This is a genomic window from Sporosarcina sp. NCCP-2716, from assembly GCF_023707985.1.
GTDB lineage: Bacteria > Bacillota > Bacilli > Bacillales_A > Planococcaceae > Sporosarcina.
In genome coordinates this window covers 117026-133127 of sequence record NZ_BRCF01000002.1, presented here as the reverse complement: position 1 = coordinate 133127, position 16102 = coordinate 117026, and the positions used below count along the sequence as shown (strand labels likewise).

Genomic DNA, 16102 nt, shown 5'->3' with positions numbered 1-16102 from the left:
GATCTCCTCCTTCACTCTAGTATTCCAAGTGTAGCAGAATATTGCTTCAACTTCTCGGAAAGAGTACACTGAGAAGAAAAAGGAGTCGGTGGGGGACATGAAGACAGTCTGGCATAATGGCACGATCTATACGATGGAAAACGAAGGGGAAATGGTCGGAGCTGTCTTGACCGAAGACGGAAAAGTGATCGCAGCAGGAGACGCGGAAAGCTTGAAAGTGCAGGCGGATCAGGAAGTCGACCTCGATGGCGCAGTCATGTACCCGGGCTTCATCGACAGCCATATGCACATGATCGGACACGGCGCCCGCACGCTCCAGCTCGACCTGTCCTACGCAGAGTCGGCAGACGACATGCTGCGCAAGCTTGCCGTGGCGGCAAAAGACCATCCGGCAGACGAATGGTTCACAGCGGACGGGTGGAATGAAAACAATTTCGCTGACCGCCGGATCGTCACGAAAGAGGAACTCGACGCCGTCTGCGGAGCACCGATGCTGATGAAACGGACATGCCGCCACGCAGCGCTCGCGAACTCGAAGGCACTGGAACTTGCAGGCATTACAGATGAAACCCCTGATCCCGGCAATGGCACGATCGTCCGCGACAGCAGCGGCAATGCGACAGGACTCCTGCTCGAAGGGGCGGCGGATCTCGTCGAAGCCGTCATCCCCGTGCCGGACGAAGCGGCGCTTACACGTGCACTACAGGCTTCCGTCGAAGATCTGCTCGCCCGCGGCATCACGGGGGCCGTCACCGACGACCTCGGCTACTACGCCGATTACCGAAATCCGCTGCAGGCGTTCCGCAACGTGATCGGATCGGAAAAACTGAAGTTCCGGGCGCATCTGCTGCGTCGCGCAACCGTATTTGAACAGCTCATGGAAGACGGGGCGGCGTACGACGAACCGTGGATCCATGGCGGGGAGATGAAGTTCTTCATCGACGGGGCGCTCGGCGGCCGTACGGCACTCCTCAGTGAACCGTATGCGGATGACCCTGGAAATTCCGGCATGGCGGTCTTGACAGACGATGAAATCCGCAACCTTGTCACACTCGCCCGTAAGTACGACGAAGCGGTCGCGGTCCATACGATCGGCGACAAAGCGGTCGAGAAAGTGCTCGATGCCATCGAAGCGGACCCGCCGGCACCGGGCAAGCGCGACCGCATCATCCACGTCAACGTTCTGCGCGATGATCTCGTCGACCGGCTCGCACAACTGCCTGTCATCCTCGACATCCAGCCCGTCTTCGTACCGTCCGACTTTCCTTGGGCAAAAGACCGGCTCGGCGAAGACCGGATGGACTGGGCGTACGCCTGGAAACGGCTTCTCGACCGCGGCTTCATCTGCGGCGGCGGGTCAGATGCGCCAGTCGAGGAAGTCGACCCGCTGCTCGGCATCTACGCAGCCGCCTACCGCCGCAAACCGGGTGAAACGCATGACGGCTATTTGCCGGAAGAAAGACTGAGCCGTTACGAGTCCGTCGCCCTGTTCACCTCCGGTAGCGCAGCAACCATCGGCAAAGCCGACAGCCGCGGCAAGATCGCCGCAGGTTTCGACGCCGACTTCACCATTCTCGACCGCGACCTGCTTTCGGTGGACAGCGAAGACATGCTGACGGCGAAGACGGTCATGACGGTCGTTGCAGGAGAGATCATGTACAAATGGACGGAATGAAAACACCTGTGCTTGAATTTCTGCTGAAGAACTTTTGCGGCACTGACACAATGGCGGACGGCTCAACAGCGATCTTCAGTTATCCCGATTGCCGGCTGCTCGGCCATGATAACAACTTCAAGGAAACGATGCACCTCCTCGGGATGGAGGCGGACGGGCCGCCCGGCATTTGCCCGCAGCTTCCTCCTCCGATCGATGAACTGCTGAAACGCAGGATCTCCGCCCGCGAATCCGAAGTCGGGATATGCAATGCAGCAGGCACGGTCACCTATTGGGATCTGGTGATGAAACGGTTTGCAGGGGACAGGGGAGAGGAGTACACGGTCGTGTCCTTCTTCGACGTCACCGCAACAGCGACGGAACGGCAGCAGCTCATCAGACAGAACAGCAGCCGGCAGGAAGCGGCCGCTGAAGACAAGGAATTCCTCGCACTGCGGGAAAGTGTCGATGATATCTCCCTGTACTATGCTTCCTTCGCCTATAAGAGCAAAGCAATCCTCTTCCTGAACCGGTTCGCATTCAAGGCCTTCACGGAGGAGTGGCCGGAAATCCGGACAGAAGCGGATGTCATCGGCAAGCCGTTCTTCAATTACTACCGGGCCGAAGACTTGGACACGCTGGTGCGGAAACTGGACGAAGCCGTCGCAAACCGGACGTCCTACTTGCACAAACTGGAGTTCACGAAGGACGGCATCACCTATCATACGAAGACGATCTTCCAGCCGGTCGTCAACGGACAGGGCGAGGTGGAGAAGATCATCGCACTCGGCATCGACATCTCCGACGAAGAGTTCGCAAACCGCTCGATGGAGAAGCTGCTGAAAGACCAGGAAGAATTGTTCATCAACACCTCCCATGAGCTGAAGACACCGCTGACCGTGATCTCAAGCGGCGCACAGCTGATCGATCTGTACGTGGCGAAAGGCAGTCTCGATGAACACCGCGAAGAGATCCGCAATGTCAACAAACGGACGATCAGCAACTGCTACCGGCTGAACCGGCTCGTCAACAACATCCTCGATATCTCCAAGATCGAATCGGGGCTGCATGAGCTGCAGACCGCCAACTATAACATCGTAACCATGATCGACCGGATCGTGGACTCTGTCACGGAATACACGAAATCCGAAGGGGTCAATATTCTGTTCGATCCGGAAGTGGAAGAGCTGATCATGGCGGTCGACATCGCGAAGTTCGACCGGATCCTGCTCAACCTCATCTCCAATGCCATCAAGTTCTCCTTACCGGGAGAGGAGATTCTCGTCCGGCTCGAACGGAAAGACGCCCGCACCGTCCGCATCTCCGTGCGGGATGAAGGCATCGGCATCGACCCGGAGCACTTGGAGACGATCTTCGACAAATTCGTCCAGGTGAACCGCAACTTGAACCGCACCGCCGAAGGCACCGGCCTCGGCCTGCCGATCGCCAAATCACTGGCCGAGCTTCACGGCGGCATAATCCGGGCGGAAAGCGAACCCGGCAAAGGCAGCACCTTCACCATTGAACTGCCGACTGAAATTAATGGCACCGGGACCGGCCAGCCCGCTCTGCGGAACAGCGACCAGTACCGGGCAGAGCTGATCAAATACGAGTTTTCCGATATCTATTTGTAAAACGAAAAAGTCGCAAGCAATACTCATTCACCGCCGGGGACAGTCCGCTGTCCCGGGCGGTTTTGCATACGCATATGATCGACAACGGTGCGCCGCTCGAAGTGATCCAAAGTCTCCTGGGACATGAGAAGAGTGAAACCACCCGGATCTATGCACAACTGAGCAGCAAGCTGCGCGATGACCTGTACAATCGCTACTACCCATAAAGTATTCAAGAAAAAGAAGATTTTCGAATAGTCCGTTTGCTGGAATGGAAATAGAGTTCCATGTTTGGGGGAGAGCCGAGGAGTATCGGCTCTTCCGCAAACGGGCCATCCTATATTGAACGTTTCTTATCTTTTAAATAATTGGTTGTACAAGAATGTAGTAATATGTAGTCTATTACTTTTTTAGCAAGTGGCATGAAGAAATTAAGTATAAGCCCCCCTAAACAAACTGTTAATAAAGTTCCGATGCCAATTGGTCCATTAAAAATCAGAGCCATTATTAAGAATACGAGGTAAATAAATGTTCTCGAAACAAAAATATTTGATTTGAATAATTCTTGTACGATTAAGGTTAAACGGTCAATCGGGATAGGAGCAAAATTAGTGTGTAAATAGATGGCTGTTCCGAATCCTACAACAACTAAGCCGATACCGAAACAAACAACCTTACTGTACCATAATTCAGGTGTAATAAAATTGTGCAATAAAAAAAGCCACATGTCGATACTACTACCTGTTATAGAAGCTGTTAACAATCCCGAAACTTTCGGTTTTTGTCTAATTAATAACGAATTACCGCAAATTAATAATAAAGCTATTATTATTTCCCAACTTCCAACAGTAAGTCCTACGTTTATAGATAGTCCTACCAAAACTGCATCAAAAGGTGAAGCTCCTAGATCTGATTGTATTGTGAATGAAATACCAAGGGTCAAAATTAATATCCCTAGTATATAAAAAACATATTTCATCCTATCTGACCTCTCTTTTAATTTTTTATTGTTGCACATACAATAAAAATAGGTTAAATTAAATATACGCCAATTTTGTTGCACATACAACAAAAAATATGTTAAGGAGCGATAAGGGTGAATGAAATTCTTCGTGAGCTTGGAATGATAGCAAGGGCATTAGATTCGATAAGTAATATAGAATTTAAAGAATATGACCTTACAAAAGGACAGTATTTGTACCTGGTACGAGTATGCGAAAATCCAGGAATTATTCAAGAAAAGTTAGCTGAGATGATAAAAGTAGATCGAACAACCGCAGCACGAGCGTTAAAAAAGCTCGAAATAAATGGTTTTATTGAAAAGAAAAATGATCAAAAAAACAAAAAAATAAAAAAGCTTTTTCCGACAGAGAAGGGATTAAATGTTTATCCTATTATTAGAAGAGAAAATGATTACTCCAGTACCGTTGCCTTAGTTGGTTTTTCCGAAACAGAAGAAGAGACCATTTGTAATCTTCTTCGAAGAATGAGAGAAAATGTTGAAAAAGACTGGGATTTTGTAAAAAAAGGGAATAAGAGAAATTATTTATTGTGTAAAGGAGAGACATGATTAGATGACAGTAAATATAAAAAAGTGTACCCATAAAGATATCCTCGAACTACAAGAAATTAGTACCGAAACATTTAATGAGACTTTTAAGGATTTGAATACAGCAGAAAATATGTATGCCTATTTGGAAAGAGCTTTTAACATACCCCAATTAAAAATAGAATTGGATAATAGTTTTTCAGGATTTTATTTCGTTTATTTTAACAATAAAATCGCTGGGTATTTAAAGGTAAACATTAATGATGCTCAATCTGAAAAAATGGGTGATGAGTCATTTGAAGTTGAGAGAATTTATATAAAGAATAAATTTCAAAAACATGGTTTGGGAAAATACCTACTCAATAAAGCTTTCGAAATAGCAAAGGAGGGCGATAAAAAGAAGATCTGGCTTGGTGTATGGGAAAAAAATGAAAATGCAATTGCGTTTTATAAGAAAATGGGTTTTGTTCAAACTGGCTCCCACTCCTTTTACATGGGTGATGAAGAACAAATAGACTTTATCTTGACCAAAACCTTTGAGAACTCATTGAAAGGGGAATGATGATGTTTATCCCGAAGTATTTTAGAGTCACAAATATTGATGAAGTTTGTGATTTTGTACAAACAAACTCTTTTGGTATGCTTGTTACGACTAAACAAGGGAAACCAATTGCCACTCATTTACCTTTACAGCTGCATAAACAAGGAGATGATTACTATATAACTGGACACATGGCATATGGGAACCCACAATGGAAAACGATTAGGGAAACTCCTGATGGTGTCCTTGTGATCATTCAAGGTCCACATGCTTATATTTCATCATCTTGGTATAACCATGAAAATGTCCCAACTTGGAATTATCAAGCTGTTCATATGTATGGAACAGCTCGTATTATGAATGATCAAGAATTAGAAGAAGACCTTATCCTACTATTGCAAAAGTACGAACGACAACGTGAAAATGCAGTTTTATGGGAAAGTCTTTCTCCACAAACAAAAAAACAAATCAAAGGTATTGTTGGATTTAAAATTAAAATACAAGAAGTTCAAGCAGCTTATAAATTAAGTCAAAATCGGAATGAAGAAGATTTCAATAACATTATTGATAGACTGAATGAGGAAAGAAATTTAAATTCTCATCAAATCGCACAGGTGATGAAAGACAAAAATTCATTTACTTAACTGTGACAACATAGTGATTACGTGAAAATATGTGCTTAAACTAACGGGCAAGATTACCGAACAAGTATGTCCAAGTAGAGGCCAGATTGTAGTAGAAAATTGCCACGTCATAATGTATCATGTAATTAACTAACTTGAACTGAATTAGCAAAATGTTTTCTAGGGTTCCGCAACGAGTTGTTGGACTGGACCGAGAGGAAACTCATAGCTCTTTGGCTATGCCACGGAGGGATAAAAGCCCGGGAGATACTGTTTATCAGTATTCTCCCGGGCTTTTTATTTTTATTTATAAAAAATAGTAGAGAGGTGTTTCTTAGTGAATCGAAACTGGATAAAGGTGTTTATTGCAGCATTCTTGGAGATTTTTTGGGTGATTGGTTTAACCCATGCTTATGACTTTTGGACATGGACTGGAACAATTATCCTGATCGTAGTTAGCAATTACTTAATGATTACAGCAGCGCAAGTGCTCCCAGCTGGGACGGTTTACGCCATTTTTGTGGGATTAGGCACAGCGGGTACTGTCATTGCAGAGTTGCTTTTCTTTGGTGAATCATTCAAATGGGGAAAAATTATTTTATTAATAACGTTATTGTTTGGGGTCATTGGATTAAAATTAGTCACGCCCGAGAAGGCGAAGGAAGGGGTTGAATCATGATGGCATGGTTTGCCTTGATTTTAGCTGGATTACTGGAGACTTTTGGTGTTGCAATGATAAATCAACTTTCCATAAAGCGTGATTGGCCAACGGTTATCTTGCTCATTTTAGGATTTGGTTCAAGCCTTGCGTTACTCAGCTATTCATTACAATTTATTCCTATGGGAACAGGTTATGCAATTTGGACAGGAATTGGAGTTGTCGGTGGGGCGATAATTGGTATGATGTTTTTCGGCGAATCAAAAGATTGGCGAAGGATGGCTTTTATAGCGCTCGTTTTATGCTCGGCAATCGGACTTAAACTCGTCGCATAATCGTGTGAGATAATTGTGGTTAACTTGAGTTCTGCAAACGGGCGCGTTTGTAGAGGAAGAGATAGCTGAATTTCAAAAAGTAATGGTGAATGGGCTTAAAAAAGTTTGCTAATGTAAAAGAAATAGTCTTGGAGAGGGGTTCTCTTCAAGACTCTTTTGTAAAATTGGATGAGCTGGTTATCACTCAGCTGTTTTGTTTTTGAGTTACTCATTCTGTCACCCGCTGTGAAACCAACAGTCGCCACGGCCGAGCGCTGCTGCAATCGCCAAAATCCAGACCCTGTGACGCCATACTGTAGAGAATAGGAGACACATCTAATGGAGCGAATAAAAAAGAATTTCGGCATTGCTTTTCACTCAGAACAAATGCCGTTTTTCCAGATTGCAGAAGGGAGGAAACTATGCATCCCACTTGAATTGCTTCAGCAGAAACCGTTGCTGGCAAAGCATTTGGTTGCTGGGCTATTCAAGCGAGACAGTAAGATTGATGTTAGTTTTTTGAAATCTTATATCCCACATGGCCATACAACATCAAGGTATGACGTAAAGATCTCACTGCATCACACAATTGATATCCGCAATTGGAAAGAACAAGAGTTTGAGAAGGACTACTTCAAGGATATCTTACGGTATATAACTATTGAAGATGTGAAGTCAGACGAAGTCTATCGGTATCTGCTGTCTCTGTTGAGAGGGAAGAAGGCGATGTACGTCGGATTTTATAATGACGATTATTTTATGCAAGCAAATAGCGATGAAGTGGTCATCATATCCAGACATGATGAGCTCATCCCGCCTATTCAGGAACTACTGGAACAGTAAACCATAATGCTCTGACACAGCTGCTGATAGTGAATAACTATGTAAAACACCGTCCTGAAACAGCGGGGCACTGACTCCTGTTTTCAGTGACCTGAAAAGGAAGTCAGTGTCCCGCTTGAATAGAAGGTCTTTCCGGAACTTTTTTACTTTTTAGTGAGCGCACCTGTTTTATTCTGCTGGCCGGATCGTTCGGAGAGGGTCCCTTGCCTGCCGGATACGATTCCCGCAAACAAGATCACGGTGGAAATGACGATCAGGAAAAGAATCGGTAAGGTCCAGCCGTGGCTCAAATCATGCAGGATCCCGACAAAGACAGGGCCGCCTGCAGCTAACAAGTACCCGAACGATTGGGCCATCCCGGACAGTTCTGCCGCTTCTTGTGCGTCATCCGTCCGGATCGTGAAGAACATCATGGAAAGGCTGAATGCGCTGCCGCCCGCAATTCCGAGCAGGATTGCCCAGAGAGGGACGAATGCCGGGATGCCAAGCAGCAGTCCGCTGAACCCGACGATGAACAGGACAGCCGTTGCGCCCGCTGCTCCGACCTGATTAGTCAATTTCTCCGCAACGACCGGTACGACGAACGTGGTCGGGATCAATGCGGCCTGCATAAGGAAGACCATCCAGCCCGCTGCGTCCGCCGTGTAGCCGATCGACCGCAGAATGTCCGGCATCCAGGTAATCAGTGTGTAAAAGGCGAGAGATTGGCAGCCCATGAATAAGGTCACACTCCAAGCGAGCGGAGAACGCCATAGACTGGCTTTCTGTTTCGTGTCCACCTTCACTTTAGGGGAGGCATCCCGCGGCTTGCGCAGCTGCGGCAGCCACACGAGCAGTGCGATGGCTGCCAGCCCGCCCCATATCCCGAGCGCTCCCTGCCAGCCCAGATCACCTGATTTAGCGAGCGGGGCGCTGATTCCCGACCCGAGCGCTCCGAAGATATTCATGAAGATGGCGTAAATGCCAGTCATGATACCGATCTTCAGCGGGTAATTCATCTTGATGATACCGGGGATGAGCACATTGCCGACGGCGATCGCCAAGCCGATCAGCACCGTCCCGGTGAACAGGAAACCGATTCCTGTCACGGAGCGGACGAGGATCCCGGCAATCAGCAGGAAGGTCGACAGGGCGATCGTCCATTCCATTCCGATCCGGTTGGCGATTTTGGGGGCGAAAGGGGAGAGGAACGCAAAGGCCAGCAGCGGCAATGTCGTGATCAGTCCGGCCGCCGCATTACTGATACCGAGGTCATCGCGGATGAACGGAATCAGTGCGCCGACTGACGTGATGGGCACCCGTAGCGTCGACCCTACCAATATGACCCCGATCAGCAGGAGCCACCCTGTTTTTGCTGTACGATTATCTGCCAATGTTGCGGTTTGTTTCTTCATACGATTCCTCCCGTGCATCCAAAATCATTTCTTTCAGAATGTTCATATCACGCGCTGCATACCAGGCTGCCGATTCCGGTTCCTGTTTCCGGATGGCTTCCAGCAATTCGAGATGGACCTCCTGCCCTGTCTGCAGGCAAGGCTCCATCGCCAGGACGTCCTGGATGAAAGCATACAAAATGCCGGTCATATGCTCATACAGATCTACGAGCAGTGGGTTGCCGGAAGCGAGTACGACGTTTTTGTGGAACTGCAGGTCGGACGCGATGAACTGCTCCACATCTCCGTGTGCAGAGGCATGCCTGCAGCTCTGGATACACGCTTCCAAATTCGCTAAATCCGTCTCTGTTCTTCGTTCAGCGGCCAGCTGGGCAGCCTGCTTTTCCAGCGCTTCCCGGACTTCCAGTGTTTCAAGCATCGTGGATTTTTTGGCACGGCGCTCCAATGCGCTGCCGAGCGTGCTGGCTGAACGGACAAGAGTGCCGCTGCCTTGTTTCGTTTCCAATAACCCGGCGTGCACTAACGCCCGGATGGCCTCCCGCAGTGTATTGCGGCTGACTCCGAATTCTGCCATCAGTTCCATTTCAGGCGGAAGTTTCGTGCCGACGGTCCATTGCTGCTGTTCAATGAGCTGCTCCATCTGTTCAGCCACCTGCTCCACCAGCGATTTGCGATGTGTTTTACGGATCATGGCGTCCCTCCTGAAAGTTGTAGGATGATTGGTCCGTTGAATAGGGTACCATTGCCGGAATGGCTTGTAAACCGCGAAAAACCGCCCGGAACAGCAGAAGCTTGTTCCGGACGGTTTTTATGCTCTGTGTTTGCGTCTGTTTAGTTGTCCGGCGATACCGAAAACGCAAACGCATAATTCGCCTGGCCTTTCATTTCCTTTTCCCACGTTACAGTTGCCAAGTAGAAATACAAACCTGGCTCTTCTGGTGCTGTCAAACTAAGCCCTACATCTTCAAAGCGAGTTTCAACCCCTTTGAAGATTTGCGTGACATCAATCCGGGCATCCAGCAAGGAGTCTACGTTGTTGTCTGAAAGGTAAGTCCACGCCGGATTAATCCCCATGGAAAATTGGATCAGGCCGCCAGGTTTTATGCGACCGGAAGTCATACCTGACAGCAACTCACGCGGGTCCTCGGGTTCCACCGAACAGCTGTCCCCGTTCTCCCCCCAACACCAATTACTTAAAACTTGGGACGCCGCATTATCAGTGGTCCATACACCCAAATCAGCTGGTCTTCTCATCACTTCCTTCTCTTCAGGGATTTCTGTCAGTGGCTGTTCGGTCACCTGTTCTGGAGGAGCATCAGTTCGCGGCTGCGGACTGCAGGCATGTAAAAAGAGTAAGGAGAGTAGTAAAAAGACGATTGGCAATGATTTACGCATGACTGTCTTTCCTCCCTTCAACAGGATCAGAGCTTACTATAACATATAGAAAATATAAAATTTATATTATTTTGAAAAATAAGAGGATACTTGAACTGATTGTAGAATATACCTCTAAATAGTGATATTCCAATTTACTGGATAACAAGAATGGAGGATGAATTATGAAGAGGAAAGTTGTAAGTACGGTTGCAGCAGCCGGTCTAGCATTAACACTGTCGTTTGGTTTGCCAAGCCAGTCGTTTGCAGAAGTGAGTCCAGCGGAACCAGTGATGGTCGCAGCGGCTAGTAAAGTGGTGACAATTACTATAAGTTACAGAACGGGAGAGAATATAAAGTCTTCTGTGCCGTACAACACGGGCGGCTGGAAGGGCACGTTGTATCCTACATCCAAGCAGGCGGTCGATGGCGGGTATCTCGTCATCTATTCAGGAACTGTCACCTGTTCCGGAAATTGTGCGGTTCCGCAAACTGTCTCACCAAAATGATTGAAGTGATCGAGCACCGGATCTGGAAGTTCCGGTTCTGGTGCTCGATGTTTGCTATGACTGCTCAGTTGTCCGGCGATACTGAAAACGCAAACGCATAATTCGCCTGACCTTTCATTTCCTTTTCCCACGTTACAGTTGCCAAGTAGAAATACAAACCCGGCTCTTCCGGTGCTGTCAAACTAAGCCCTACATCTTCATAGTGAGTTTCAACTCCTTTGAAGATTTGCGTGACATCAATTCGGGCATCCCGCAAGGAGGCTACGTTGTTGTCCGAAAGGTAAGTCCAAGATGGATTAATCCCCATGGAGAATTGGATCAGGCCGCCAGGTTTTATTCGGCCGGACTTCATACCCGACAGCAACTCACGCGGGTCCTCGGGTTCCACCGAACAGCTGTCCCCGTTTTCTCCCCAACACCAATTACTTAACACTTGGCCCGCCGCATTATCAGTGGTCCACACATCCAAATCGGCTGGTCTTCTCATCTCTTCCTTCTCTTCCTTCTCTTCAGGGATTTCCGTCAGTTGCTGTTCGGTCACCTGATCTGGAGGAGCGTCAGTTCGCGGCTGCGGACTGCAGGCATGTAAAAAGAGTAAGGAGATTAGTAGAAAGACGGTGGGTAATGATTTACGCATGACTTTCTTTCCTCCCTTCAACAGAATATCACTTTTACTATAACATGTAATGGATAGTTAATTTAAATTATTTTGAATAATAAGAGGGTATTTCGATTGCTTGGAGAATATACCATTAACCAGTGATATTCCAATTCGCTGGCTAATAGGAATGGAGGATGAATCAAGAAGAAGAAAGTTGTAAGTACGGTCGCAGCAGCCGGTCTAGTATTGACACTGTCGTTTGGTTTGCCAAGCCAGTCGTTTGCAGAATTGAGTCCTGCGGAACCAGTGATTGTCGCAGCTGCTAGTAAAGTGGTGAGCATAACAAAGAGTTATGAGACGGGAAGAGTCAATCCCGCATATATACTCTATAACACAGGCGGCTGGAAAGGTACCTTGTATCCTGTCTCCAAGCAGGTTGTCGATGGCGGGTATCTCGTCATCTATTCGGGAACTGTCACCTGTTCCGGAAATTGTGCGGTTCCGCAAACTGTCTCACCGAAATGACTGAAGTGATCGAGCACCTGATCTGAAAAATCCTGATACGGTGCTCGATGTTTGCTCAGTAGTCCGGCGATACTGAAAACGCAAAGGCATAGTTCGCCTGGCCTTTCACTTCCAGATCCCATGTCACGGTCGCGAGGTAAAAATACAGTCCGGGTTTTTCCGGCGCATCCATGCTGCGTCCGACGTTTTCATAGCGAGTTTCGACACCTTCGAAAAATTGAGTAATGTCAATGGGGGCACCTAGTATGGTATCGAGGCCGTTTTCAGAGAGCCATGTCCACGATGGATATATACTCATGAAAACAAGATTCGTTCACCAGGCCGCATTCTCCCAGAGCGTTCCTCAAACATCAGATCCCTCGGGTCATCCGACTCTGCTGTGCACGGTTTTCCGTTTTCGCTCCAACAATAGTGACCTAGCACCGTGGCAGATGGATGCTCGGCTTGATTGTTGCTGAAAGCATGAAAATCCCCGGGTCTCCCTAATTCCATCTTTTCTGGAGGGCTGCTTATCGGTTGATCCGCCGCTTCCTGAACCGGCTTCATACCGGTTCGCGGCTGCGGGCTGCAGGCATGTAAAAAAAGTACGGTGATCAGCAAGAAAGCTGCTATTCCAAATTTGTTTATTACTACCTCTCCTCCCCTCACAAACGACATATCACTCATGTGCTCGCTGTTTCTCGTGTTTTTCTAGTAGTCCGGCGAAACCGAAAACGCAAACGCATAATTCGCTTGACCTTTCATTTCCTTCTCCCACGTTACTGTCGCCAGATAGAAATACAAACCAGGCTCCTCCGGTGCTGTCAAACTAAGCCCTACATCTTCATAGTGAGTTTCAACTCCTTTGAAGATTTGCGTGACATCAATCCGGGTATCCTGCAAGGAGTCTACGTTATTGTCTGAAAGGTAAGTCCAGGCGGGGTTAATCCCCATAGTGAACCGGATCAAGGCTCCAGGTCGTATTCTGCCGGTAATAGCACCTGACAGCAAATCACGAGGATCCTCCCATTCCACCGAGCAGTATTCGCCGCTTTCACTCCAACAGTAGTATCCCAGTACCGTCGTAGCTGTATCCTCATTAGTAAATGGGACCATATCCGCTGGTCTCCTCATTTCCTCCTTCTCTTCAGGGATTTCTGTCAGTGGCTGTTCGGTCACCTGATCTGGAGAAGCATCAGTTCGCGGCTGCGGACTACAGGCATGTAAAAAGAGTAAGGAGATTAGTAAAAAGACGATTGGTAATGATTTATGCATGACTTTCTTTCCTCCCTTCAACAAGATATTCACTTTACAATAACATGGATTAGTTAGTTAATTTATATTATTTTGATAAAATAGGAGGGTATTGGATCTGATTGTAGAATATACCTCTAACCAGTGATATTCCAATTTTCTGGATAATCAGAATGGAGGATGAATCATGAAGAGGAAAGTTGTAAGTACGGTCGCAGCAGCCGGTCTAGTATTGACACTGTCGTTTGGTTTGCCAAGCCAGTCGTTTGCAGAAGTGAGCCCTGCGGACCCCGTGATTATCGCAGCGGCTAGTAAAGTGGTGAGCATAACAAACAGTTATAAGACGGGACAGGTCAACCCCGCCTATATACCCTATGACACTGGAGGCTGGAAGGGAAAATTGTATCCTGTCTCCAAACAGGCCGTCGATGGCGGGTATCTCGTCATCTATTCAGGAACTGTCACCTGTTCCGGCTATTGTGCGGTTCCGCAAACTGTATCACCGAAATGACTGAAAGGATCGAGCGCCAGATCTGAAAAATCCTGATCCGGTGCTCGTTGTTTGCTATGATTGCTCAGTAGTCCGGTGATACCGAAAACGCAAAGGCATAGTTCGCTTGGCCCTTCACTTCCAGATCCCATGTCACGGTCGCAAGGTAAAAATACAGTCCCGGTTCTTCCGGCGCATCCATGCTGCGTCCGACGTTTTCATATCGTGTTTCGACTCCCTCGGAAATTTGGATGATATCAATTTTGGTGCCCTGTATGGTGTTCAGATCGTTTTCAGAAAGCCAAGTCCAGGCGGGATTGATGGCCATGGTAAACAGGATCCGTTCCCCAGGCTTCATTCTTCCATACCGTTTTTCAAACATTAAATCCCTCGGATCGTCCGATTCTGCCGTACATTGGCTTCCATCTTCACTCCAGCAATAATGACCGAGCGCCATGTCAGATGGATACTCATCCTGATTGTTACTGAAAGCATAAAATTCCCCCGGCCTTCCCAATTCCATCTTTTCCGGAGGACTGCTAATCGTTTGCTCTGCCGCTTCCTGAACCGGCTTCACATCGGTTCGCGGCTGCGGGCTGCAGGCGCTGAGTGTCAGCAGTGCAATTAGAAAAATGAAGCGGATTGTCCTGTTCCCCATGCTAGTCTTCCTCCTTGTTTAATAAGCTGATGTGTCTGTTGCACTCATTGTACAGGAGAATGTTTGCAAAAAATACAAATTATTGTTTATTTTCGAAGTATAGTAGAGTACCATGGAAGCAAGTGCTGTTGAGACCAGCAAGGCATCACAGAAGTTGCCCTTGCATAGGCTATACGATTACCTGACGAAAGTGGATTGACCTGTCATACATATGTTGAATTGTAAAAGCAGCCGGGACATGCCGGCTGTTCAAAAGGGGGCTGTGCCGTGAGACTACTACAATTTGAATGGAAGAAGTTATGGACGTCCGGTCTTTTCAAGATCCTCCTCCTCATCTTTTTCCTCAGTATCGCCTGTTATTTTGTATACGCTTACATGAATACCGTGCGAGTGTCCGATGTGTCACTCGAGCTTCGTGATCAGATCCGGGAGCACGAACTGCAGATGGAGGAGCAACCGCAAGAAGAGGATGGGGAGTCTTCGGAAGCGGCTCAGTTCTGGCTGGAGTACAACGAGAAACTGGAGGCCCAGCTGAAAGCCTATGAAACGGGTGACTGGAATACGGTCCTCCAGATGGAGATCGATAAGATACAGCCGGATCTCGATACCCTCATTGTCAGCCGGCAGTATTACACGTCATCCTTCCCGACTCTGTTCACCACGGAGACACGGCGGGCGCTGTTCCAGTATATGCAGGAACACGGCGTGACCCCGATCCTGCCCGTCGATATCTATGCTTGGCGAACGCTTTACGATCTCAACTTTCCGATCGACGGATCGAACGACGACGAATTCCTGAAAGACTTTGTGACGGAGCACAGCACGCTGGATTCATCTGCCGGCATCTATTTCCTGAAGCAGGTGACAGATCTGCTGTTCGGCCTCGGAGGATTGCTGTTCTTCCTGCTGCTGTTCAGTGACATTGTGACGAAGGAAGGGATCGGCGCGAACGGACCGATCCATCTGCTGCACACACAGCCGATCCGGCGGCCGCTCATTTTACTCTCGAAGTTCGTGACCGTGCTTCTTACGAGTGCAGTGGTGCTGGTGGGTGCCGCCCTGGTTTCCCTCGGACTTGGAACTGGCTTCGACAAGCTGGGGGACTGGGACTACCCCGTTCTCGTATATGGGGAAAACTATGCGTATGATTTCATGCCGATCGGTCTGTATCTCGCGAAAACAGCGGTCCTGTTCTTCTTCGGTCTGCTGTTTGCGGCAGCGCTGCTGTTCTTCTTCTCGTATGTCACGAAACGGGCCATCGCTGCGCTCGTCCTGACGGCGGCTGTCATCCTGCTCGGCATCCAGCTCAGCAATCAGGTGGCCGGGCTTGCGTTCGCGCCGTATTTGCCGTTCGCCTATTTGGCACCGCCGTATATTGTCACGATGCAGACAGCGGCGATCTGGCAGGATTTCCGGTTTGCGTTCCCGACCGGCCTGCTGGTACTCGGCAGTGCATCCGCCGTCCTGCTCGCCGCAGCGTATCTCGTATCCGGATGGCAGCGGAAACGGGCATGATAATCTCG

General features: G+C 48.2%; 20 protein-coding genes and 1 riboswitch. Of the genes, 12 read left to right on the top strand and 8 right to left on the bottom strand.

Annotated features, from left to right (window positions below):
- The first annotated feature begins 97 nt into the window (after nucleotides 1-97).
- From NFU03_RS04415 to NFU03_RS04405, 3 genes are all read left to right on the top strand, one after another.
- Nucleotides 98-1675, top strand: a complete 1578-nt coding sequence (locus NFU03_RS04415; RefSeq protein WP_251636457.1) for an amidohydrolase — start codon at nucleotides 98-100, stop codon at nucleotides 1673-1675.
- On the top strand, nucleotides 1663-3288 hold the full coding sequence (locus NFU03_RS04410; RefSeq protein ID WP_251636455.1) for a sensor histidine kinase: 1626 nt from the start codon (nucleotides 1663-1665) through the stop codon (nucleotides 3286-3288). The genes NFU03_RS04415 and NFU03_RS04410 overlap by 13 nt, the downstream gene beginning before the upstream one ends.
- 62 nt (nucleotides 3289-3350) lie before the next feature.
- Complete coding sequence (locus NFU03_RS04405; protein ID WP_285835410.1) at nucleotides 3351-3494, top strand: tyrosine-type recombinase/integrase; 144 nt, start codon at nucleotides 3351-3353, stop codon at nucleotides 3492-3494.
- Nucleotides 3495-3604: 110 nt separating this feature from the next.
- Here NFU03_RS04405 and NFU03_RS04400 read toward each other — a convergent pair whose 3' ends face one another.
- Entirely contained in the window at nucleotides 3605-4246 is a 642-nt protein-coding gene (locus NFU03_RS04400; protein WP_251636453.1) for a YczE/YyaS/YitT family protein, read from the bottom strand.
- A 117-nt stretch (nucleotides 4247-4363) separates the two neighbouring features.
- Between NFU03_RS04400 and NFU03_RS04395 the strand changes: the two genes are divergently transcribed.
- The 6 genes from NFU03_RS04395 to NFU03_RS04370 all read left to right on the top strand — a co-directional run bounded on the left by NFU03_RS04395 (nucleotide 4364) and on the right by NFU03_RS04370 (nucleotide 7795).
- Nucleotides 4364-4837, top strand: a complete 474-nt coding sequence (locus NFU03_RS04395; RefSeq protein WP_251636451.1) for a MarR family winged helix-turn-helix transcriptional regulator — start codon at nucleotides 4364-4366, stop codon at nucleotides 4835-4837.
- A 4-nt stretch (nucleotides 4838-4841) separates the two neighbouring features.
- The gene (paiA, locus tag NFU03_RS04390; protein ID WP_251636449.1) at nucleotides 4842-5378 is read left to right on the top strand and encodes a spermidine/spermine N(1)-acetyltransferase; all 537 of its coding nucleotides are present in this window, start codon (nucleotides 4842-4844) and stop codon (nucleotides 5376-5378) included.
- 2 nt (nucleotides 5379-5380) lie between these two features.
- Nucleotides 5381-6001, top strand: a complete 621-nt coding sequence (locus NFU03_RS04385) for an FMN-binding negative transcriptional regulator (RefSeq protein ID WP_251636447.1) — start codon at nucleotides 5381-5383, stop codon at nucleotides 5999-6001.
- Nucleotides 6002-6149: 148 nt separating this feature from the next.
- Nucleotides 6150-6249, top strand: a riboswitch (guanidine-I (ykkC/yxkD leader).
- A 68-nt stretch (nucleotides 6250-6317) separates the two neighbouring features.
- Entirely contained in the window at nucleotides 6318-6659 is a 342-nt protein-coding gene (locus NFU03_RS04380; RefSeq protein ID WP_251636444.1) for a DMT family transporter, read from the top strand.
- A complete protein-coding gene (locus tag NFU03_RS04375; protein ID WP_285835415.1) occupies nucleotides 6659-6973 on the top strand; it encodes a DMT family transporter in 315 nt (104 codons plus the stop codon). The genes NFU03_RS04380 and NFU03_RS04375 overlap by 1 nt, the downstream gene beginning before the upstream one ends.
- A 318-nt stretch (nucleotides 6974-7291) precedes the next feature.
- The gene (locus NFU03_RS04370) at nucleotides 7292-7795 is read left to right on the top strand and encodes a hypothetical protein (RefSeq protein WP_251636441.1); all 504 of its coding nucleotides are present in this window, start codon (nucleotides 7292-7294) and stop codon (nucleotides 7793-7795) included.
- A 143-nt stretch (nucleotides 7796-7938) separates the two neighbouring features.
- Here the strand turns inward: NFU03_RS04370 and NFU03_RS04365 are convergent, their stop codons facing one another.
- The 3 genes from NFU03_RS04365 to NFU03_RS04355 all read right to left on the bottom strand — a co-directional run bounded on the left by NFU03_RS04365 (nucleotide 7939) and on the right by NFU03_RS04355 (nucleotide 10584).
- Entirely contained in the window at nucleotides 7939-9189 is a 1251-nt protein-coding gene (locus tag NFU03_RS04365; RefSeq protein ID WP_251636439.1) for a CynX/NimT family MFS transporter, read from the bottom strand.
- Nucleotides 9158-9880, bottom strand: coding sequence for a FadR/GntR family transcriptional regulator (locus tag NFU03_RS04360; RefSeq protein ID WP_251636437.1), 723 nt, complete (start codon nucleotides 9878-9880; stop codon nucleotides 9158-9160). The genes NFU03_RS04365 and NFU03_RS04360 overlap by 32 nt, the downstream gene beginning before the upstream one ends.
- 140 nt (nucleotides 9881-10020) lie before the next feature.
- Nucleotides 10021-10584, bottom strand: coding sequence for a hypothetical protein (locus NFU03_RS04355; RefSeq protein ID WP_251636435.1), 564 nt, complete (start codon nucleotides 10582-10584; stop codon nucleotides 10021-10023).
- Nucleotides 10585-10748: 164 nt separating this feature from the next.
- Here NFU03_RS04355 and NFU03_RS04350 point away from each other — a divergent pair, with 164 nt between their 5' ends.
- Nucleotides 10749-11072, top strand: a complete 324-nt coding sequence (locus tag NFU03_RS04350) for a hypothetical protein (RefSeq protein ID WP_251636433.1) — start codon at nucleotides 10749-10751, stop codon at nucleotides 11070-11072.
- 64 nt (nucleotides 11073-11136) lie between these two features.
- On the opposite strand, the gene NFU03_RS04345 is transcribed toward NFU03_RS04350, so the two are convergent.
- The 3 genes from NFU03_RS04345 to NFU03_RS04335 all read right to left on the bottom strand — a co-directional run bounded on the left by NFU03_RS04345 (nucleotide 11137) and on the right by NFU03_RS04335 (nucleotide 13452).
- On the bottom strand, nucleotides 11137-11709 hold the full coding sequence (locus tag NFU03_RS04345; protein ID WP_251636431.1) for a hypothetical protein: 573 nt from the start codon (nucleotides 11707-11709) through the stop codon (nucleotides 11137-11139).
- A gap of 544 nt (nucleotides 11710-12253) precedes the next feature.
- Entirely contained in the window at nucleotides 12254-12496 is a 243-nt protein-coding gene (locus tag NFU03_RS04340) for a hypothetical protein (RefSeq protein ID WP_251636429.1), read from the bottom strand.
- 392 nt (nucleotides 12497-12888) lie between these two features.
- Nucleotides 12889-13452 (bottom strand): hypothetical protein, encoded by a 564-nt coding sequence (locus tag NFU03_RS04335; protein WP_251636427.1) that lies wholly within the window; start codon nucleotides 13450-13452, stop codon nucleotides 12889-12891.
- A 166-nt stretch (nucleotides 13453-13618) separates the two neighbouring features.
- Between NFU03_RS04335 and NFU03_RS04330 the strand changes: the two genes are divergently transcribed.
- Entirely contained in the window at nucleotides 13619-13942 is a 324-nt protein-coding gene (locus NFU03_RS04330) for a hypothetical protein (RefSeq protein WP_251636425.1), read from the top strand.
- Between the two features lie 64 nt (nucleotides 13943-14006).
- Here the strand turns inward: NFU03_RS04330 and NFU03_RS04325 are convergent, their stop codons facing one another.
- Nucleotides 14007-14579 (bottom strand): hypothetical protein, encoded by a 573-nt coding sequence (locus NFU03_RS04325; protein ID WP_251636422.1) that lies wholly within the window; start codon nucleotides 14577-14579, stop codon nucleotides 14007-14009.
- 267 nt (nucleotides 14580-14846) lie between these two features.
- On the opposite strand from NFU03_RS04325, the gene NFU03_RS04320 reads away from it, so the two are divergent.
- Nucleotides 14847-16094 (top strand): ABC transporter permease subunit, encoded by a 1248-nt coding sequence (locus tag NFU03_RS04320; RefSeq protein WP_251636420.1) that lies wholly within the window; start codon nucleotides 14847-14849, stop codon nucleotides 16092-16094.
- Nucleotides 16095-16102 lie beyond the last annotated feature (8 nt).

Bases quoted from the DNA above. Each gene is read 5' to 3' on its own strand.
- NFU03_RS04400 (WP_251636453.1), bottom strand. From the start codon at position 4,246: ATGAAATATGTTTTTTATATACTAGGGATATTAATTTTGACCCTTGGT.
- NFU03_RS04370 (WP_251636441.1), top strand. From the start codon at position 7,292: ATGGAGCGAATAAAAAAGAATTTCGGCATTGCTTTTCACTCAGAACAA.
- NFU03_RS04330 (WP_251636425.1), top strand. From the start codon at position 13,619: ATGAAGAGGAAAGTTGTAAGTACGGTCGCAGCAGCCGGTCTAGTATTG.
- NFU03_RS04365 (WP_251636439.1), bottom strand. From the start codon at position 9,189: ATGAAGAAACAAACCGCAACATTGGCAGATAATCGTACAGCAAAAACA.
- NFU03_RS04415 (WP_251636457.1), top strand. From the start codon at position 98: ATGAAGACAGTCTGGCATAATGGCACGATCTATACGATGGAAAACGAA.
- NFU03_RS04355 (WP_251636435.1), bottom strand. From the start codon at position 10,584: ATGCGTAAATCATTGCCAATCGTCTTTTTACTACTCTCCTTACTCTTT.
- NFU03_RS04340 (WP_251636429.1), bottom strand. From the start codon at position 12,496: ATGAGTATATATCCATCGTGGACATGGCTCTCTGAAAACGGCCTCGAT.
- NFU03_RS04375 (WP_285835415.1), top strand. From the start codon at position 6,659: ATGGCATGGTTTGCCTTGATTTTAGCTGGATTACTGGAGACTTTTGGT.
- NFU03_RS04345 (WP_251636431.1), bottom strand. From the start codon at position 11,709: ATGCGTAAATCATTACCCACCGTCTTTCTACTAATCTCCTTACTCTTT.
- NFU03_RS04385 (WP_251636447.1), top strand. From the start codon at position 5,381: ATGTTTATCCCGAAGTATTTTAGAGTCACAAATATTGATGAAGTTTGT.
- NFU03_RS04335 (WP_251636427.1), bottom strand. From the start codon at position 13,452: ATGCATAAATCATTACCAATCGTCTTTTTACTAATCTCCTTACTCTTT.
- NFU03_RS04360 (WP_251636437.1), bottom strand. From the start codon at position 9,880: ATGATCCGTAAAACACATCGCAAATCGCTGGTGGAGCAGGTGGCTGAA.
- NFU03_RS04350 (WP_251636433.1), top strand. From the start codon at position 10,749: ATGAAGAGGAAAGTTGTAAGTACGGTTGCAGCAGCCGGTCTAGCATTA.
- NFU03_RS04325 (WP_251636422.1), bottom strand. From the start codon at position 14,579: ATGGGGAACAGGACAATCCGCTTCATTTTTCTAATTGCACTGCTGACA.
- NFU03_RS04410 (WP_251636455.1), top strand. From the start codon at position 1,663: ATGGACGGAATGAAAACACCTGTGCTTGAATTTCTGCTGAAGAACTTT.
- paiA (WP_251636449.1), top strand. From the start codon at position 4,842: ATGACAGTAAATATAAAAAAGTGTACCCATAAAGATATCCTCGAACTA.